This window comes from Pseudomonas sp. EA_15y_Pfl1_P101 (genome assembly GCF_963970835.1).
GTDB lineage: Bacteria > Pseudomonadota > Gammaproteobacteria > Pseudomonadales > Pseudomonadaceae > Aquipseudomonas > Aquipseudomonas tritici.
In genome coordinates, this window is the sequence record NZ_CAXAPA010000004.1 from 208,833 (window position 1) to 225,280 (window position 16,448).

Annotated in this window: 12 protein-coding genes and 1 pseudogene; 1 reads left to right on the forward strand and 12 read right to left on the reverse strand. The window is 61.6% G+C overall.

The window, feature by feature from the left end:
• Positions 1-11: 11 nt before the first annotated feature.
• The 12 genes and pseudogenes from AACY36_RS07750 to AACY36_RS07800 all read right to left on the reverse strand — a co-directional run bounded on the left by AACY36_RS07750 (position 12) and on the right by AACY36_RS07800 (position 15,369).
• Entirely contained in the window at positions 12-2,762 is a 2,751-nt protein-coding gene (locus tag AACY36_RS07750) for a malto-oligosyltrehalose synthase (RefSeq protein WP_339427549.1), read from the reverse strand.
• Complete coding sequence (gene malQ / locus AACY36_RS07755; RefSeq protein WP_339416057.1) at positions 2,759-4,843, reverse strand: 4-alpha-glucanotransferase; 2,085 nt, start codon at positions 4,841-4,843, stop codon at positions 2,759-2,761. The genes AACY36_RS07750 and malQ overlap by 4 nt, the downstream gene beginning before the upstream one ends.
• Complete coding sequence (gene treZ / locus AACY36_RS07760; protein ID WP_339496864.1) at positions 4,840-6,591, reverse strand: malto-oligosyltrehalose trehalohydrolase; 1,752 nt, start codon at positions 6,589-6,591, stop codon at positions 4,840-4,842. The genes malQ and treZ overlap by 4 nt, the downstream gene beginning before the upstream one ends.
• 20 nt (positions 6,592-6,611) lie before the next feature.
• Positions 6,612-8,165: a glycogen synthase GlgA gene (gene glgA / locus AACY36_RS07765; RefSeq protein WP_339416060.1), complete on the reverse strand. Its 1,554-nt coding sequence runs from the start codon at positions 8,163-8,165 to the stop codon at positions 6,612-6,614.
• 511 nt (positions 8,166-8,676) lie between these two features.
• Positions 8,677-9,630, reverse strand: coding sequence for a D-2-hydroxyacid dehydrogenase family protein (locus AACY36_RS07770; protein WP_339496866.1), 954 nt, complete (start codon positions 9,628-9,630; stop codon positions 8,677-8,679).
• A gap of 26 nt (positions 9,631-9,656) precedes the next feature.
• On the reverse strand, positions 9,657-10,658 hold the full coding sequence (locus AACY36_RS07775; protein WP_339416062.1) for an alpha/beta fold hydrolase: 1,002 nt from the start codon (positions 10,656-10,658) through the stop codon (positions 9,657-9,659).
• Positions 10,659-10,704: 46 nt separating this feature from the next.
• Positions 10,705-11,148 (reverse strand): YqaA family protein, encoded by a 444-nt coding sequence (locus AACY36_RS07780; RefSeq protein ID WP_339416063.1) that lies wholly within the window; start codon positions 11,146-11,148, stop codon positions 10,705-10,707.
• A complete protein-coding gene (locus AACY36_RS07785; RefSeq protein WP_339416064.1) occupies positions 11,145-11,591 on the reverse strand; it encodes a DUF411 domain-containing protein in 447 nt (148 codons plus the stop codon). The genes AACY36_RS07780 and AACY36_RS07785 overlap by 4 nt, the downstream gene beginning before the upstream one ends.
• Positions 11,592-11,703: 112 nt before the next feature.
• The gene (locus tag AACY36_RS07790; protein ID WP_339416065.1) at positions 11,704-12,162 is read right to left on the reverse strand and encodes an SRPBCC family protein; all 459 of its coding nucleotides are present in this window, start codon (positions 12,160-12,162) and stop codon (positions 11,704-11,706) included.
• Between the two features lie 82 nt (positions 12,163-12,244).
• Positions 12,245-13,090, reverse strand: coding sequence for a methyl-accepting chemotaxis protein (locus tag AACY36_RS28250; RefSeq protein WP_370468008.1), 846 nt, complete (start codon positions 13,088-13,090; stop codon positions 12,245-12,247).
• Positions 13,091-13,105: 15 nt separating this feature from the next.
• Positions 13,106-14,239, reverse strand: a pseudogene (locus AACY36_RS28255) (HAMP domain-containing protein); the annotation flags it as partial.
• 134 nt (positions 14,240-14,373) lie between these two features.
• Entirely contained in the window at positions 14,374-15,369 is a 996-nt protein-coding gene (locus AACY36_RS07800) for an aldo/keto reductase (RefSeq protein WP_339416068.1), read from the reverse strand.
• A gap of 118 nt (positions 15,370-15,487) precedes the next feature.
• Here AACY36_RS07800 and AACY36_RS07805 point away from each other — a divergent pair, with 118 nt between their 5' ends.
• A complete protein-coding gene (locus tag AACY36_RS07805) occupies positions 15,488-16,399 on the forward strand; it encodes a LysR family transcriptional regulator (RefSeq protein ID WP_339416070.1) in 912 nt (303 codons plus the stop codon).
• The last annotated feature ends 49 nt before the right edge of the window (positions 16,400-16,448 follow it).

The following is a 16,448-nucleotide window of genomic DNA, read 5'->3' on the forward strand; positions in this document are numbered from 1 at the left end:
GCAGAAAATTTTCAGCTTTCTTGATCATCAGGATTGATAAAGACATTGACCGGGAAATCCCCCAGGGCAGTGCTAACCAACAGCTCCTTGTCTGGTGTGACTGCGCCTGTCTGAAAAAGTCCCTTCCAGTTTTGGGTTGTCGCGGCGAACGGTAATTTCACCCGCGTATCGCCCCAAACCTGCGCATTGATCTGGGGATGCACACCGTTTTCAAGCAAGCGATGCGGCCAGCGTGGCACCACCACCAGAAGGCGTTTTCCCTGGTGTTCACGACAGAACGCGACCACCCGTTCAGCGTGCTTGCCCACCACGTCCAGCGGTGTGTAGGTGGCGCTGCTGAACAGCTCGGGATGGGCCTTGCGCACGGCCAGCACCTGAGCAATCAGCGCCTGTTTGATACGCCCGTCGCGCCAGTTGAACAGCAGTTCGCCAATGTCCGGTGGTGTATCCAAGGCGTGTTGCCGTGCATTGAAATCCACTGGGCGGCGGTTGTCCGGGTCTACCAGGCTGAAGTCCCAGAACTCATCGCCCTGGTACAGGTCCGGCACACCCGGCACAGTGATGCGAAGCAAGGATTGCGCCAGGGCATTCAAGGCGCCGGCCGGGGCAATCGCCTGGGCGGCGTTACCGATAGCGGTGCGCAATGGGTGGCCTTCATCGCTGAGCAACAGCCGCGACAGGAATGCCTCGACGCCTTGTTCATAGGCCTCGTTGGGCGCGCTCCAACTGCTCTGCAACTTGGCTTCGCGCAGGGCTTTTTGTTGCCACTGCCACAGGCGCTGCTGGTAACCCTCGAAGTCGCGGGCAAGGTCCAGCGGCCAACTGCCCAGCAATGCCTGATAGAGGATCAATTCATCGCCGGCTGACGGCGTGTTTGCATCGGTACGCAACGGGGCGGCGAGGCTGCGCCAGTGCTCAACTTGCTCGACGTACCACGGCGCGCATTCGCTGAGCACCGCCAGGCGCGCGCGCGTGTCTTCGCCGCGCTTGTGGTCGTGGGTGGCGGTGGCCAGCAGGTTGTCGGGGAAGCGCTGCAAGCGTTGCCCGTTTACCGCATGGAAGTCGGCCAACGGCGCGCTGAACTGCTCGGTGCTGAAGCCCACGTCATTGCGCGATAGCAATACCGCCGAACGATAGAACGCAGTGTCTTCCACCGCCTTGGCGGCCGCGGGCGAGGTCAGTTGCTGGAAGCGCACGCAGGCATGTTTGAGGATCTTGCGTTCACGGCCTACCGGGCGATTGCGCCACGGCTGGCCACCCAGCCATTTCTCCAAGTGCTCGAGTACCGGCCAGTCGCCTTCGCCCAAGGTCGTGCGAGCGCCCTCCATGGCTTGCTGGAACACCTTGTCGTCGGCGGCGCTGCGCCCACGGGCACTGATGTAGGTGCGGTACACCGGGAAGTGCACGATCAGTTCCTGCAAGGCGCGGCGGATCGCGCCCAGGGTCATGTCGCGGGTCATCACGTCGTCGCGCGCCACTTGCAGCAGCGCGCGGGCCACGCTTTCAAAGTCGCCGCCGAGTGAACCATTGAGGATTTGCTGGCGTGCCAGTCGGGCTTCCTCGATGAAGGCCGACGGCCGTTCGCTGTGGCGAGTCCACAAGTCGGCCAGCGGCTCAAAGCCGTCCGGGTGATGTTGCAGCAGCGAGAGCTGGTTCATGAATTCGTAGCCGGTGGTGCCGTCCACTTGCCAGTCTTCGCGCAGGGTTTCGCCTTCTCCGAGGATTTTTTCCACAAAGATCGGCAGATGCCGCTCTGGCGACAGCGAATCGACGCGGCGGCGCAGCTTGCGGCAGTAACCACGCGGGTCGGCCAGGCCGTCGATATGGTCGATGCGCAGGCCATCTACCAGGCCTTCGCTGATCAGGTCAAAGATTTTACCGTGGGTGGCTTCGAACACCGCCGTGCGTTCTACGCGCAGGCCGCCGAGTTCGTTGACATCGAAGAAGCGCCGCCAGTTGATATCGTCCGCTGCGGTGCGCCAACTGGCCAGGCGGTAGCCCTGTTGTTCGAGCAACTGATGCAGGCGGTTGAAGCCCTCGGGTTGGCGCCCGTCGAACTCGGCCAGTCTTTGTTCAATGGCTGGCAACACCTCGGTGGCACGCTCGGCCAAGGCCTGCTTCAGCCACTGAGCCTCATGGTAGGCGTCATCCTGATAGGCCAGGGCGGTGAAGCGCTCCGCCAGGGGCTTGAGCAGTTCACCGGTGCCCAGGATCGATGCGTATTCCTTTGGGCAGATCGGGAAGCGGTGTTCGTAATGCTCGACGTAGAACGCGCCGTGGGCGGCGTCGAACCGCAAGGTCAGCGCGCCGGTCTGCAGGGCTTCGCCATAATCGCTGCCTAGGAATGGCATCAGCAGTTGGCCCTTGAGCAACGGGTCGGGCGAATGCCACTGAATATCGAAGAACTCGCTGTAGGGGCTCAGGCGACCCCACTCCAGCAGGTCCAACCACCAAGGGTTATCCGCGCCGCCCACCGCCATGTGGTTGGAGACGATATCGAGGATAAGCCCCATATTGTGCTCACGCAGCGCCGCGACCAGGCGGCGCAAGGCCGCTTCGCCGCCCAGTTCCGGGTTGACGCTGGTGGGGTCGACGACGTCGTAGCCATGCATGGACCCGGCGCGGGCGCTTAGCAGTGGCGAGGCATACAGATGACTGATGCCCAATTGGGCGAAGTACGGCACCAAGGGCACCGCATCATCGAGGGTAAAACCTTTATGGAATTGCAGGCGCTGGGTGGCGCGCAGGGGCAGTGCTTTCATCGGTCACGCTCATAGGCTTGGTTGCGCGCGACGGCCAATAGTTCGAGGCGGCGGGCGGCTCCGGCATTGTCGAGCAGGCTGGAGGCTTCACCCGGCAGGCGGCGGCGCCAGTTGGGGTGGGTGTCGGTGGTGCCGGGCAGGTTGGGCTGTTCTTCGACGCCCAGGGCGTCCTCCAACGGCAGCAGGACCAGCGGCGCGCGGGTGTGGCCGAGGTAGCGCACGCTGGCGTCGATCATATGGTCGGTTTCATTGCGAATTTCGTCGACGAAATTCTGCGGGTCCTGGCTCAAGGCCTGGCGCAGAGCCTGGCGTTCGCGCAGGCGGTGCTCGCTCCATTGCTCCACAGTCGGCGCATCGATCAGGCCGAGTTGGATATTCCAGTCGATATCACGGCTGTGCCACCAGCCGTTGAGCGTAGGCAAATCGTGGGTGCTGGTGGTGGCCAGCGCGTTGTCGGGCCAGTCGAGGATCGGCCTGAACTGGCCTTCGTGGTTTTGCTCGAACAGCAACACGCGCATGCCCAGGATCGAGCGGGCGATGAGTTTTTCGCGCAGGCCATCCGGCACCGTGCCGAGGTCTTCACCGAGCACAATCGCCTGGTGGCGCTGGGATTCCAACGCCAGCAAGCGCAGCAGGTCGTCCACCGGGTAATACAGGTAGGCGCCGTCCGTGGGCGAGGCGTCCATGGGGATTACCCACAGGCGTTGCAGGCCCATCACATGGTCAATACGCAAGCCGCCAGCATGGGCGAAGTTGGCACGCAGCATTTCGATGAAGGCGCGAAAACCATGGCGCTTGAGGCCTTCAGGCGAGAACGCGGATATGCCCCAGCCCTGGCCGGCACGGTTGAGGATGTCGGGCGGCGCGCCGACGGTCAGGTTGGCGAGCAACTCATCCTGGCGGCTCCAGGCCTGACTGCCGCCGCCGTCGGCGCCCACGGCCAGGTCGGCGATCAAACCGACGCCCATGCCGCTGCCTCGGGCGGCCTGCTGCGCGCGCTCAAGGCAACGGGCGATCAGCCATTGGCTGAAAGCGAAGTAGCCGATTTCATCGCGGTTTTCTTCGGCGAACTGCGCCAGAGCCGGGCTCTGGGGCGTGCGCCAATCCTGCGGCCAGTGGCGCCAGTCGAGCTCTTCACCCTTCGCGGCACGAGCAGCTTGCACGGCTTCGAAGCGGCAGTGGTTTTCCAGCGCCTCGCCACCGGCCTGGCGGAAACTCAGGAAATCGGCGTGTTGTGGATGGTTGCCGTGGCGGAAGTCTTCATACAGTGCACGCAGTAGTCGCTGCTTGGCCTTGGCGGCCGTGGGCCAGTCGATCAGGGTGTGCTGCTCCAGATCGTGCAATTGATCCGTCAGGCCGATGGCCTCGATGGCGTTGCGCACTTCGCGTTCACCCAGGATGCAGCCAGGCGAAGCGTACAAACCGTTGAGGAACAAGCGACTCGATGGCGAGTAGGGGCTGTAGCGCCCGGTGTCGGCGCTGAACATCGCGTGCATCGGGCTGATCGCCAGGGCGTCGGCGCCGCGTTCGGCGGCCGATCGGGCCAGTTGCTCCAGCGCCAGGGTGTCGCCAAAGCCGCCATCACCCAGGCGCCGCAAGGAATACAATTGCGCGCTCACGCCCCAGGCGCGGGCGGGTTGTGTGTCGACGGCTTCGGCCACGCTGTAGCAATGGGTGGGTGCGACGGCCAGGGTGAACGTTTGGCCGGCGATCTGCACGTGGTGGTAGCCGAGTGCAATGATGCCCGGCAGCACTGCGTCGGCATCAAGCCGCAGTTCCAGGGTTTCGCCGTCTTCAAGGCTGACCCGGCACAGGGTGTCTGGTTCAAAGTAGCGCGCCAGGTCCAGCCCTTCGCCGCTGTCGATGGTCAGCAACGGTGGCAGGTGTTTGTTCTGTTGCACCTGTTCCAGTTCGTACAGGCTGGCGTCGATCTCGGCATCGCTATCGGCCGGGTGGCCCAGGCCTTTGAGAACGGCGCGCAGGGCGTCGGCTTTCACACGTTGCGGGCGACCGTTTGCGTCGATCCAATCGACGGCCAGGCCCGCTCGGCTGGCGAGGATTTCCAGGTTCGCTTCGCTCAAGGGTGCTCTCCAGCAGGGGATAAGGTGGCGCGTGCGCTATACGGCGGCAGGTGAGTGCTCGCCTCGGCATGCGTTTCAAAAAGGACGGGGGCTGTCGCCGGATGATCCAGGGCCGTGGCGCTCAGGTTGAGGTCAATCTGCAGCACGCTGCCGTTACCCAGGCGCCAACGGGCAGTGACCGCGCCCTCGGCCAACACCTCGGCGCCCAGTGTCACGCTGCCCGGCAAGTGCGGCACGATGTGGCGGTGGCGCAGGCCCAGCAGTTGGCGGTAGAGCTGGGCGTGGGGGTTGCCGGTAAACAACGGTGCCGATTGTTGAAAGGTGGACGCGTTGTTGGGGTCGGGAATGCGTTCACGTCGTTCCGGATCCTTGAACGCCGCGAAGTCAGCGAACTCATTGCGCCGACCTTCACGTACCGCTTCGGCCAACTCGCCGTGGTGGTCGGTGAAGAACAGGAATGGCGCGCTGGCATTCACCTCGTCACCCATGAACATCAGCGGAATCATCGGCGACAGCAACAGCAGGGCGGTAGCGGCCTCCAGCGCCCGGGGCGAGCAGAGTTGGTGCAGGCGTTCGCCCATAGCGCGGTTGCCGATCTGGTCGTGGTTCTGCAAGAACGCCACAAATGCACTCGGTGGCAGATGCCCGCTGGGTTCACCGCGCGCATGGCCATGCCGTGTGGTGTGGCCCTGATAGATAAAACCTTCGCTCAGGCAACGGGCCAATTTGGCCGTAGGTTCGTGGGCAAAGTCGCTGTAATAAGCGTCCGTCTCGCCCGTCAGCAGGACGTGCATGACGTTGTGGAAGTCATCGTTCCATTGCGCGTCGAAATCGTGCTCGTACTCCAGGAGGCCGGCCTGGTTCAGCTCGTTCTCCAGGGTCAGCCAGACGTGCCGACCCGTGTCCACTTCCTCGCGAACCCGGTGCGCCAACTCCTTGAGAAACTCCGGATTGTCGATGGCATGCACCGCGTCCAGGCGCAGCCCATCGAAGCGGTATTCGAGCAGCCACATCAAGGCGTTATCCAGGAAGAAGTCGCGCACTTCACGTCGATCGAAGTCGATACCCGCGCCCCATGGGGTGTGCACGTCTTCCTGGAAGAAACCCTTGGCGTACTGCCCCAGGTAGTTGCCGTCTGGCCCGAAGTGGTTGTAGACCACGTCAAGGATTACCGCCAGGCCATGCCCGTGGGCGCTGTCGATCAGGTGCTTGAGCTGTTCGGGGGTGCCGTAGGAAGATTGGGGCGCGTAGGGCAGGACCCCGTCGTAGCCCCAATTGCGTTCGCCGGGAAATTGCGCCAAAGGCATCAGTTCAATCGCCGTGACACCCAGCTCAGCCAGGCGTGGCAGGTGTTTCTCGACTTCTGCGTAACCGCCCAGCGCACCGACATGCAGTTCGTAGATCACTGCTTCGTGCCACGGGCGGCCTTGCCAATCGCTGTGCCGCCACTGATAGGCGAGCGGGTCGACTACCAGGCTCCAACCATGTACGTCCTCGGCTTGAGCCCTGGACGCCGGGTCGGGTACATCCATTTCTCCATCGATGTTGTAGCGGTAGCGCGTGCCCGCAGGGCACTTGATTTCTGTTTCGAACCAGCCATCTGCCTGAGGCAGCATGGCGACGGACTTGCCATCTTCCAATTCAACGCTGACATAAAACGCGTCTGGCGCCCACAAGGCAAAACGCGTGTGTTGCGCGTCCAGCATGATTGCGCCGTGGGGCCAGGTTTCCAGAGTCCGTAACGGCATCTATAGAGACCTTCCTTCGATTATTTAGCGGATTTCCCCAGTGCCTTAGCCACCAGTTGTTCGTAGAGCTCGGCGTAGGGTTCCACCGCCTGGCTCCAGTTGAATGGCTGCGTCATTGCCCGGCTGCGCATGGCGTTGAGCAGGCCTGGGAAGGCAAACACCTTGAACGCGCGGTTCAAGGCTTCTTTGTAGCTGTCGACGGTGGATTCATTGAACAGGAACCCGGTCACGCCATTTTCGATGGTGTCGGCCAAGCCACCGGTGTTACGGGCGACGGGCAGCGAACCGAAGCGCTGGGCATACATTTGGCTGAGACCGCAGGGCTCGTAGCGCGACGGCATCAACAGGAAATCGCTGCCGGCGAACATGCGTCGGGCATCCGTCTCGTTGAAACCGATGCGCACGCCGATTTGGCCAGGGAAGCGCAGCGCCAGTTCACGCATGGCATTCTCTTCTTCCGGCTCGCCGCGACCGATGATCGCGATCTGCCCACCTTGCTCGACGATAAAGCTGGCAACGGCCTCGGTGAGGTCGAGGCCTTTCTGGAACACCAGGCGCGACACGACGGCGAACAGCGGGCCGGTCGATTCATTCAAACCGAACAGGTTGCGCACTTGAGCGGCGTTGATTGCCTTGCCTTCCCAGTCGCCGATATTGAAGTTGTGCGTCAGGTGCGGATCAGTGGAGGTTTCCCAACTGTCTTCGATCCCGTTGGGAATGCCGCTGAGCAGACCTTGCTGGGTCTTGCTGGCCAAAAAGCCATCAAGGCCGCAGCCGAATTCCGGGGTGGTGATTTCCCGGGCGTAGGTCGCGCTCACAGTGGTGATATGGCTGGAATACGCCATGCCGGCCTTGAGGAACGACATCTTGCCGTAGAACTCCATGCCTTCCTGTTGCAAGGCGTGGGGGGGAATACCCAACTCTGGCGTGGAGGCCAAGCTGATCACGCCCTGGTAGGCCAGGTTGTGGATGGTGAACAGCGTCGGGGTGCGTGACCCACGCCAGTGCATATAGGCCGGCGCCAGGCCAGCGGGCCAGTCGTGGGCGTGCACCAGGTCCGGGCACCAGTGAATCTGCGCCAGGTTGGCGGCCATGTCAGCGGCGGCCAGGCCCAGGCGGGCGAAGCGAATATGGTTGTCCGGCCAGTCACGGCCGTTGTTGGCGCCGTAGGGCGTGCCTTCCCGTTCGTAAAGCTCGGGGCAGATCAATACATAGACGACCAGACCGTCCTTGAGGTCCATGCGCCCGATCTTGCACGGCGGCAACGCGGCGTGCCCACCCAGCTCACCAATGATGTGGATCGGGTTATCGCTTTCCATCACCTGCGGGTAACCGGGGATCAGCACCCGGACATCGTGCAGATGGGCCATGGCGCGGGGCAGCGCCGCAGACACATCACCCAGGCCGCCGGTTTTGACAAGGTCGGCAAATTCGGACGTGACGAACAGCACCTTTTTACGATTTGGATTGTGGCTTGGGACGGGCCGCGCCGTGTTGAGGTCGACTAAAGAGGTCGACCCGCCAACTGGCTGACTAACACGCTCTCCCTGAATACTTGCAGCGGCACTGTTCATAGTTATCTCCAAGTGTTGGTCGGCTAATGGCACGCTGCCACTAGCTTCGATGACCGCATCCTGCGGCCAAGCGCATAAGTGCATGACAAAACTGGCAAAGCGTATGCCAGTTGCACGGTTAGCTTAAAAAGATTGGATAGACGGCATCTGGTATGAACCGCTTTTGCGCGCCTTACCCTCAACCTGACCTACGGCTGAGTTGGAAAGTTTCGATTATTTTCGCGGGGTTTTTGTTTTGAAACGGACCCATCGGTCATCAGTCTAGGACAGATCCTAGCGTCTGTAGGGTTTATACGAGAATTTTGTAGGACAAAATACTTGTAACGATATGCTTTGCGCGAAGGGAGGGGGTTGTAGTGAGCGGGCTTGTCCTGCGCTGGAGTGCGCAGCGCTCCTAATCTAGTTTGCGCGGTGCTGCAGTGAAACCCCAGTGTGACGGTTTTGGGGCCGCTTCGCGCCCCAGCGCGGGGCAAGACCGCTCACTGCAAGAGGGTTGCCCTTGAATGGTGCGTTAGCCCAGCACGCGAATGGGCAGACCGTTTGTCCAAGCGTGGATATCTTCGATCATCTGAGAATAGAACTGCCGGTAATTCTGCTGGCTTACATACCCCACGTGTGGCGTGGCCAGCACATTTGCCAAACGGCGGAACGGGTGCTCCACCGGCAACGGTTCCTCGGCGTATACATCCAGCGCCGCCCCCGCCAGGCGCCCGGTTTCCAGTGCATGCACCAGCGCTTGCTCATCCACAATCGGCCCACGTGCGGTATTGACCAAGTGGGCAGTGGGCTTCATCCAACCCAGCGCCTCGGCATCCACTAAACCACGACTGCGGTCGCTGAGTACCAGGTGCACCGTGAGGACGTCGGCCTGCTCAAACAGCTCTCTCTTGCTGACCCACGTAACGCCGGACTGTGCAGCACGCTCAAGCGTAAGGTTTTCGCTCCAGGCAATCACGCGCATGCCGAACACCTGGGCGAACTGCGCGACCTTCTGGCCAATGCTACCGAGCCCGAGAATGCCCAGGGTCTTGCCATACAGGTCGCCGCCGAGGCCAACCTGCCAGTGGCCAGCACGCAACGAATTGGCTTCGGCCACCACGTTACGGGTGGAGGCCATGATCAACGCCCAGGTCAGTTCCGGCGCCGCGTGTTTATAGCTGTCGGTGCCGCATACCGTGATGCCCAGGGCCTTGGCAGCACGAATGTCGATCGCCGCGTTGCGCATGCCGCCGGTCACCAGCAATTTGAGCGCAGGCAGGCCTTGCAGCAGGGCTTTGTCGAAGGTCGAGCGTTCGCGCATTACGCAAATCACCTCAAAGCCCTTCAAACGCTCGATCATGGTGGCAGTATCTGCCGGGTAATCGTGCAGAAAGTGCACATTGCCCACGGCCTGCAGGACCGACCAATCCACCACGCCACTGGCCACATTCTGCCAATCATCAATGACTGCGATCTGTACCGACATTCACGAGCACCTCGAAAAAGGTAGGATTAAAGCGCGTTCAGACCCTGCAACAGGGCGTTGTGAAACTGGGCCGGTTCCTCCATCTGCGGTGCATGCCCCAAGCCTGGGAATTCCACCAGGGTTGCATGGGGGATCAACTTGGCGACTTGCTTGCCCAGCACCGCATAGTTGCCGAGCTTGGCCTTGACCGCTGGCGGTGCGACGTCTTTGCCAAGGGCGGTGTTGTCGGACGTGCCCATCAGCAGCAGCGTGGGCATTTGCAGGTTCTTGAACTCGTAGTACACCGGCTGGGTAAAGATCATGTCGTAAATCAACGCCGAATTCCACGCGACCAGCGTATGCCCCGGGCCGTTGCTCAGGCCGGCGTACATGTCCACCCAGCGCTCGTACTCCGGCTTCCAGCGCCCGACGTAATAGGTGGTGAGTTGGTAGTTGCGAATGCCTTCGGCGCTGACTTTCAGCTCGCGCTCATACCATTGGTCGACGGTGAGGGAAGGCACGCCCAAGGCCTTCCAATCTTCCAGGCCAATCGGATTGACTAGCCCAAGTTGTTCGGTCTGCGCGGGGTACATCAGTGCATAGCGCGTGGCAAGCATGCCGCCGGTGGAGTGACCGATGAGGGTGGCTTTTTGAATCCCGAGCTTTTCCAGCAACTGGTGGGTGTTGGTTGCCAGCTGCTGGAAGCTGTATTGATAGTGATCGGGCTTGCTGGCGCTACAGAAGCCGATCTGGTCCGGCGCGATCACCCGGTAACCGGCGTCGCTCAGGGCTTTGATCGAGCCTTCCCATGTGGCGCCGCAGAAATTCTTGCCGTGCATCAGCACCACGCTGCGGCCGTTGGCCTGCCCTTTGGCGGGCACGTCCATATAGCCCATTTGCAAGGCCTTGCCCTGGGATTCAAATTCGAAATGCTGAAGCGGGTAGGGGTATTCGAAGCCTTGCAGCTCGGGGCCGTAGGTAGCGGCGAACGCCGGGGCGGTACTGGCCGCGAGCAGGCCGGCGATGCAAAAAGTACGGGGCAGAGGCATTGGCGGGGCTCCGAAAAAAGGGTGCTCGGATGCTGTTGCGAGGGGATTAAGTGGGGATTAACACCCACTGTAAGGTGATTGCCGCGAGCACGCCATAACGCACGCTTTTGGCCAGGGTCACCAGCAGCAGGAATCGCCACAGAGGCTCACGCATCACCCCGGCGACCAACGTCAGCGGGTCGCCAATGATCGGCACCCAACTGAGCAACAGGGTCCAATGCCCCCATCGCGCGTAATGTTGACGGGCTTTGTCCAACTGCCTGTCGCTGACCGGAAACCAGCGCCGTTCCTTAAAGTGCTCAACCCAGCGTCCGAGCCACCAGTTAACCACCGACCCCAGCACGTTGCCCAACGTGGCAGCCCCCAGCAACAGCCCTAGGCTGTAATGCCCGCTGAGCAGCAGGCCGACCATCACGGCTTCCGATTGCAGTGGCAGTAAGGTCGCGGCGCCAAACGCCGCGAAGAATAATCCCAGGTAGCCCGCGATCATTGCGCCGGGTATTCAGCCACCACGACATCTTTACCCTCACGGGTCAGCCCGATGACTTGATAGGCCTCGCTGCGGCCTCCCACTTCCATGCCCGGTGAGCCCATGGGCATACCCGGTGCAGCAATGCCCAGCAGGTCGTTGCGTTTGCGCAGGGCCAGCACTTGATCGGCGTGCACATGGCCTTCAACGAATTTGCCGTCGATCACGGCGGTATGGCACGAGCCCAGGCGCGGTGCCACGCCCAGGCGTTGTTTGACGGCGCTCATATCGGCTTCCACGTGGTCGTTGACCTTGAAACCGTTACTTTCCAGATGGGTGATCCACTTTTTGCAGCAGCCGCAGTTGGCGTCACGGTGCACGTCGATGGGAATCAGGTCGGCGGCCTGGGCGAGGGTGGTGGTGAACAGGGCAGACAGCAGGGCCAAGCGTAATGTGCTTTTCATAGAGGAGACTCGCGTGCAGGCGTTAGGCTTTGGGATGGCGGCGATCATGACGACGTCATTGCAAGCAGGCCAGCTTCCACAGCTCTGCAGGCAGGGCGGGAATGTTTCAAAATTATACGACGGGGGGATTTTCCATCCGAAGCTTGAGCTGGCCGAGGGCAATCGCCGAGAGTTCGATCATGCGTTCACGCAACGTGGTCAGCTGCAATTCGGTTTCATACGTCAATACACGCTTGAACAGCGTGCCGCCTTGATGGGGCAGCAGGAAATAGTGGATGGAGCCATCAACCGCCAGGGAGGTGAACACCGTCTTGAATTCGCCGGGGCGCCGGGCGATCTGTACGCGGTAACTCATCGGCACACGCACACCCAGCAAGTCGATGAACTCGGTGAAACGTGCGCCGGCGGGCAGTGAGCCGGTGGTGCCAGTGTCGGCGCTGAGGGAGGTGGGGTGCCATTCGTGCCAGCGATCCGGTTGGGTCACATAGTCGTAAACGGCTTCGATGGGAGCCTGGATAAAGCGTTCCTGACTGATCCGCTCCAAGCGGAACGACTGCTCGGCTGCGCGCATGGCACACCTCCTGTGTGGCGTCTTCGAGCTGTCAGAATAGTCCCACTCCCGCGCTTTGGCACGGGAGTGTTTCAGCCATTTATCACCGCACTTTGAAGCGACTCATCAACGCAATCACCCGGCCATTCGCATCCAGCAGGCTCTGGGTATTGGTTTCAGTGGCGTGGCCGCTCTCTACCAGCTCTTCGACCATTTGTCGGATCTGCACCATGCTGCGGTTGATCTCCTCGGTCACTGCGCTTTGCTGCTCGGCGGCCGTGGCGATCTGGGTGCTGAGGTTGTTGATATGGCTGACGGAACCTGCCATTTCGTCCAGGCCGGTGTTCACCCGCGCCGTGGCATCCGCCGCCGACTGACAGCTGGCCTGGGTGTTTTCCATGGCGGCTACCGAGGAACTGACGCCCGCGGTCAGGCGGGTGAGCATTTCGTTGATCTGCGAGGTGCTGGCCTGAGTGCGTGCGGCGAGGGCGCGGACTTCATCGGCGACCACCGCAAAACCACGGCCTTGTTCCCCGGCCCGCGCCGCTTCAATCGCGGCGTTGAGGGCGAGCAGGTTGGTCTGGCCGGCAATTGCACCGATCACGCCGAGGGTTTCGGTGATGCGTGCGGCGTCCTGGCGCATGTTTTCCACGCTGTGGGTGGCGCTGGAGACTTCGCCGATCAAGGCGCTGACGCTGTTGGAGGCCTCACCCACAACCACACGGGAACGGTCAGCGTGCTCATTGGCGCGCTGGGTGAACGCAGCGGTTTCGGCGGCGTTTTGCGCGACGGTGTCGGCGGTGGAGCTCATTTCGGTGATGGCGGTTACCGTCTGGTCGGTTTCCGAGGCGTGCCGCACCAGAATCTGGTTGGTGTGCGCCGAGGTCCGCTGCAGTTGCTCAAGGCTCGACGACATGGCGCCGGTGGCTTGGGTGACTTCGCCGATCATGTTCTGCAAGTAGACAATAAAGTGGTTCACCGAGTGACCAATGGCACCCAGTTCGTCTTCGGCGCGGATGGTGATGCGCCGCGTCAGGTCGGCATCGCCGGCGGACAGTGCGTCGATATTGGTTTTCAGCGACTTCATGCGCTGCACCAGTTGGCGGATCGCATACACCGCGAGCAGCACCAGCAGCAATACCATGGGGATTTGCAGCAGGGCCAGGGTGCCGAGTACGTCATCGCGCTGAGCGGTAATCAGCGAGGTGGGCAGGGCGGTGGCAAGGAACCACGGCGTGCCGGCGATCGGGCGCATATAAAAGGTGCTGGCCACGCCCTGGTTGTCGAACTCGCTGCGTTGTAGCGCCTGGTCGCGCTGGGCCAGGGCCTTGCTGACCTGGGCGGCGAACGCCGAGGAGCCGCTGAGTTCGCTGATGTTTTTCAACACCACGGGACTGCTGATGCGCGTGCTGTTGCTGATGATCTTGCCGTCGCCTTCGACGATCAGCATTTGCCCGCCGATGTCTTTTTCTTTGCTGGCCACCAGGTCGTTGAAGAAACCCAGGGTCACGTCGATGGTGGCGACGCCATACGGCACGCCGTCGCGCTGGATCGCCATGGCGCAGTTGGTACGCGGCTCCTGGCTGGCGTCATCCTTGTAGGCGGCGGCCCAGGCGCATTGGCCGCGCGGCGAGGCCAGGCCACCTTTGTACCAGCTCTGGTCGTAGTAGTTAGGTGCGGGGTCGCTGTTCCAGAACGTATTCACCGCCAGCTTGCCCGAGGCATCGCGGTGCCAGAACGTGCTGTGCTTGTTGCGTCCAGGCGTGCGTTGATTGGGTAACGGCCAGATCCCGCCGCCGAAGACTTTCAGCTCGCCGTATTGGTCGACCAGGCCTGGGAGGACTTTGTCGATGGCATCGCTGTCGAGCAAAGGGATGGTCTGAGTGATGGTGCGTTGCTGGGACTGAACCTTGTTCAGCTCGCCCTGGATTTGCTCGGCGACCTCAGCGATGCGGTTGAGCACCACCTGTTCTTCGGTGTGACGCAGCGTAGGCGCGACCAACTGGCCGATTCCCACCACGGTCAATACAAATAAGACCAGGACGAACAGCACCAGGAACAGGGTATAGCGGGCTTGGATGGAGCGCAGTGTGGGCATGAGGTCGTCCTTACGAAGCGTTTATTGTCGACGCGGCTTTATTAGAGCTTCGTAGGGCTATCGGCTTGGACATGAGGAGCTTTAGGTGCCCTCGTGCAAGAAAAAAAGAGCGCCTTTTGAGGGCGCTCCTTTGATCAGATATTCAGCATGGCCATTACCGCCTCGGGGTAGCGCAAGCCGGCGGGTGCCTCGGAGGGGAAGATCGCCTCCAGTGCCGCCAATTCTGCCTGGCTGAGGTTGATCGAAACGGCCGCCGCATTTTCTTCCAGGTACTTGCGCTGCTTGGTGCCGGGAATCGGAATGAGGTAATCGCCCTGCGCCAGCACCCAGGCCAGCGCAAGTTGCCCGGCGCTGACACCTTTATCGGCTGCCAGCGCCTGCACTTGCTGCACCAGTTGCAGGTTCTTGACGAAGTTTTCGCCTTGGAAGCGCGGGTTGAAGCGACGATAATCATCGACGCCAACGTCATCCGGACTCTTCAGTGCGCCCGTGAGGAAGCCACGGCCGAGCGGGCTATAAGGCACAAATGCGATACCCAGGCGCTGGCAGGTGGCGAGGCAACCGTTGTATTCCTGGTCGCGGCTCCACAACGAGTACTCGCTTTGCAGGGCACTGATCGGATGCACGTTGTGAGCGCGTTCCAGGGTGGCGGCGCAGGCTTCGCTCAGGCCCAAGTAACGCACCTTGCCTTGTTGCACGAGCTCGGCCATCGCGCCGATGGTTTCTTCGATGGCGACCTCCGGGTCGATACGGTGCTGGTAGTACAGGTCCAGGGTTTCTACACCCAGGCGCTGCAGTGTGCCGTTGATGGCTTCGCGGATGTACTCGGGGCGGCCATTGACGCCGCGCAACGCGGGGTTGGCCGGGTCGCGAAGGATGCCGAACTTGCTGGCCAGGAACACCTGCTCGCGCTTGCCAGCGATGGCTTTGCCGATCAGTTGTTCATTGGTGTGCGGGCCGTACATGTCAGCTGTGTCCAGGAAATTGATGCCCAGCTCCAACGCGCGATGCAGGGTGGCGGTGGCTTCCCGAGTGTCGTTGCCAGGCGTGTAGAAATCGCTCATGCCCATACAGCCGAGGCCGATGGCGGAGACGAGTGGGCCGTTTGTACCTAGAGGACGGGTGTGCATGGGGTCAGCTCCTTGATGGGGAAGGACTCCATTGTCACGCTCGACAAAAACTGGATAAACCGGCTAAAAGTGCTATCACTGTTCGTATTATCTAAATAATCCAATGGGGAGCCTGCACTTGGACCGTTTTAACGCGATGCGCGTGTTCACACGGATCGTCGAACTGCGCGGCTTTGCCAAGGCGGCCGACAGCCTGCAATTGCCACGCGCTTCGGTGACCATCCTGATCAAGCAATTGGAAGCACACCTGGGCGTGCAACTGTTGCAACGCACCACGCGTCAAGTCAGCCCTACATTGGATGGCGCCGCGTATTACCAGCGCTGCGTACAACTGCTGACAGACCTGGAAGAAACCGAAGCGGTGTTTTCCACCCAGCGCCACAACCCGCGCGGCACCCTGAGCGTGGATATGCCGTCGGGCATTGGCCGCTTGATCGTGATCCCCGCATTGCCGTCATTCACTGCGCGCTACCCGCAGATCGAACTGGAGATCCGCCTTAACGACCGCCCGGTGGACCTGATCCGCGAGGGCGTGGATTGCGTGCTGCGCGGCGGCATGGCCCTGGACGAATCGCTGGTGGCGCGGCCTTTGGCGATGATGGATCAACTCACCCTGGCGAGTCCGGAGTACCTGGCGCGCAGAGGGGTTCCCACTTCATTCGAAGACCTGGTCGATCACCAGATGGTCGAGTACGTCTCCAGCGCCAGCGGCAAACGGTTCGGCCTGGAGTTTGAGGTGGGCGGCGAATTACAGACGGTCAACCTGCCCAAAGGGTTGGCGGTGAACAGTTCCGACGGCTACTTTGCCGCATGCGAAGCCGGGTTCGGCCTGATACAGGCGCCGAATTATCACGCAATGCGCCAATTGGCCGAAGGCACGCTGGTTGAGGTGCTACCAAGGTTGGCGGTGCCGAAGATGGCCCTGACGGCTCTGTATCCGCCGCATCGCCAGCTGTCCCAGCGCGTGCGCGTCTTCGTGGATTGGTTGGTTGAACTATGCGCCCAACCTGGCACCGGGTTGCAACGCTAGGCGTGCGCCTTGCGATAAGCGCCGGGTGGGGTATTAAATCCTCGCCGCC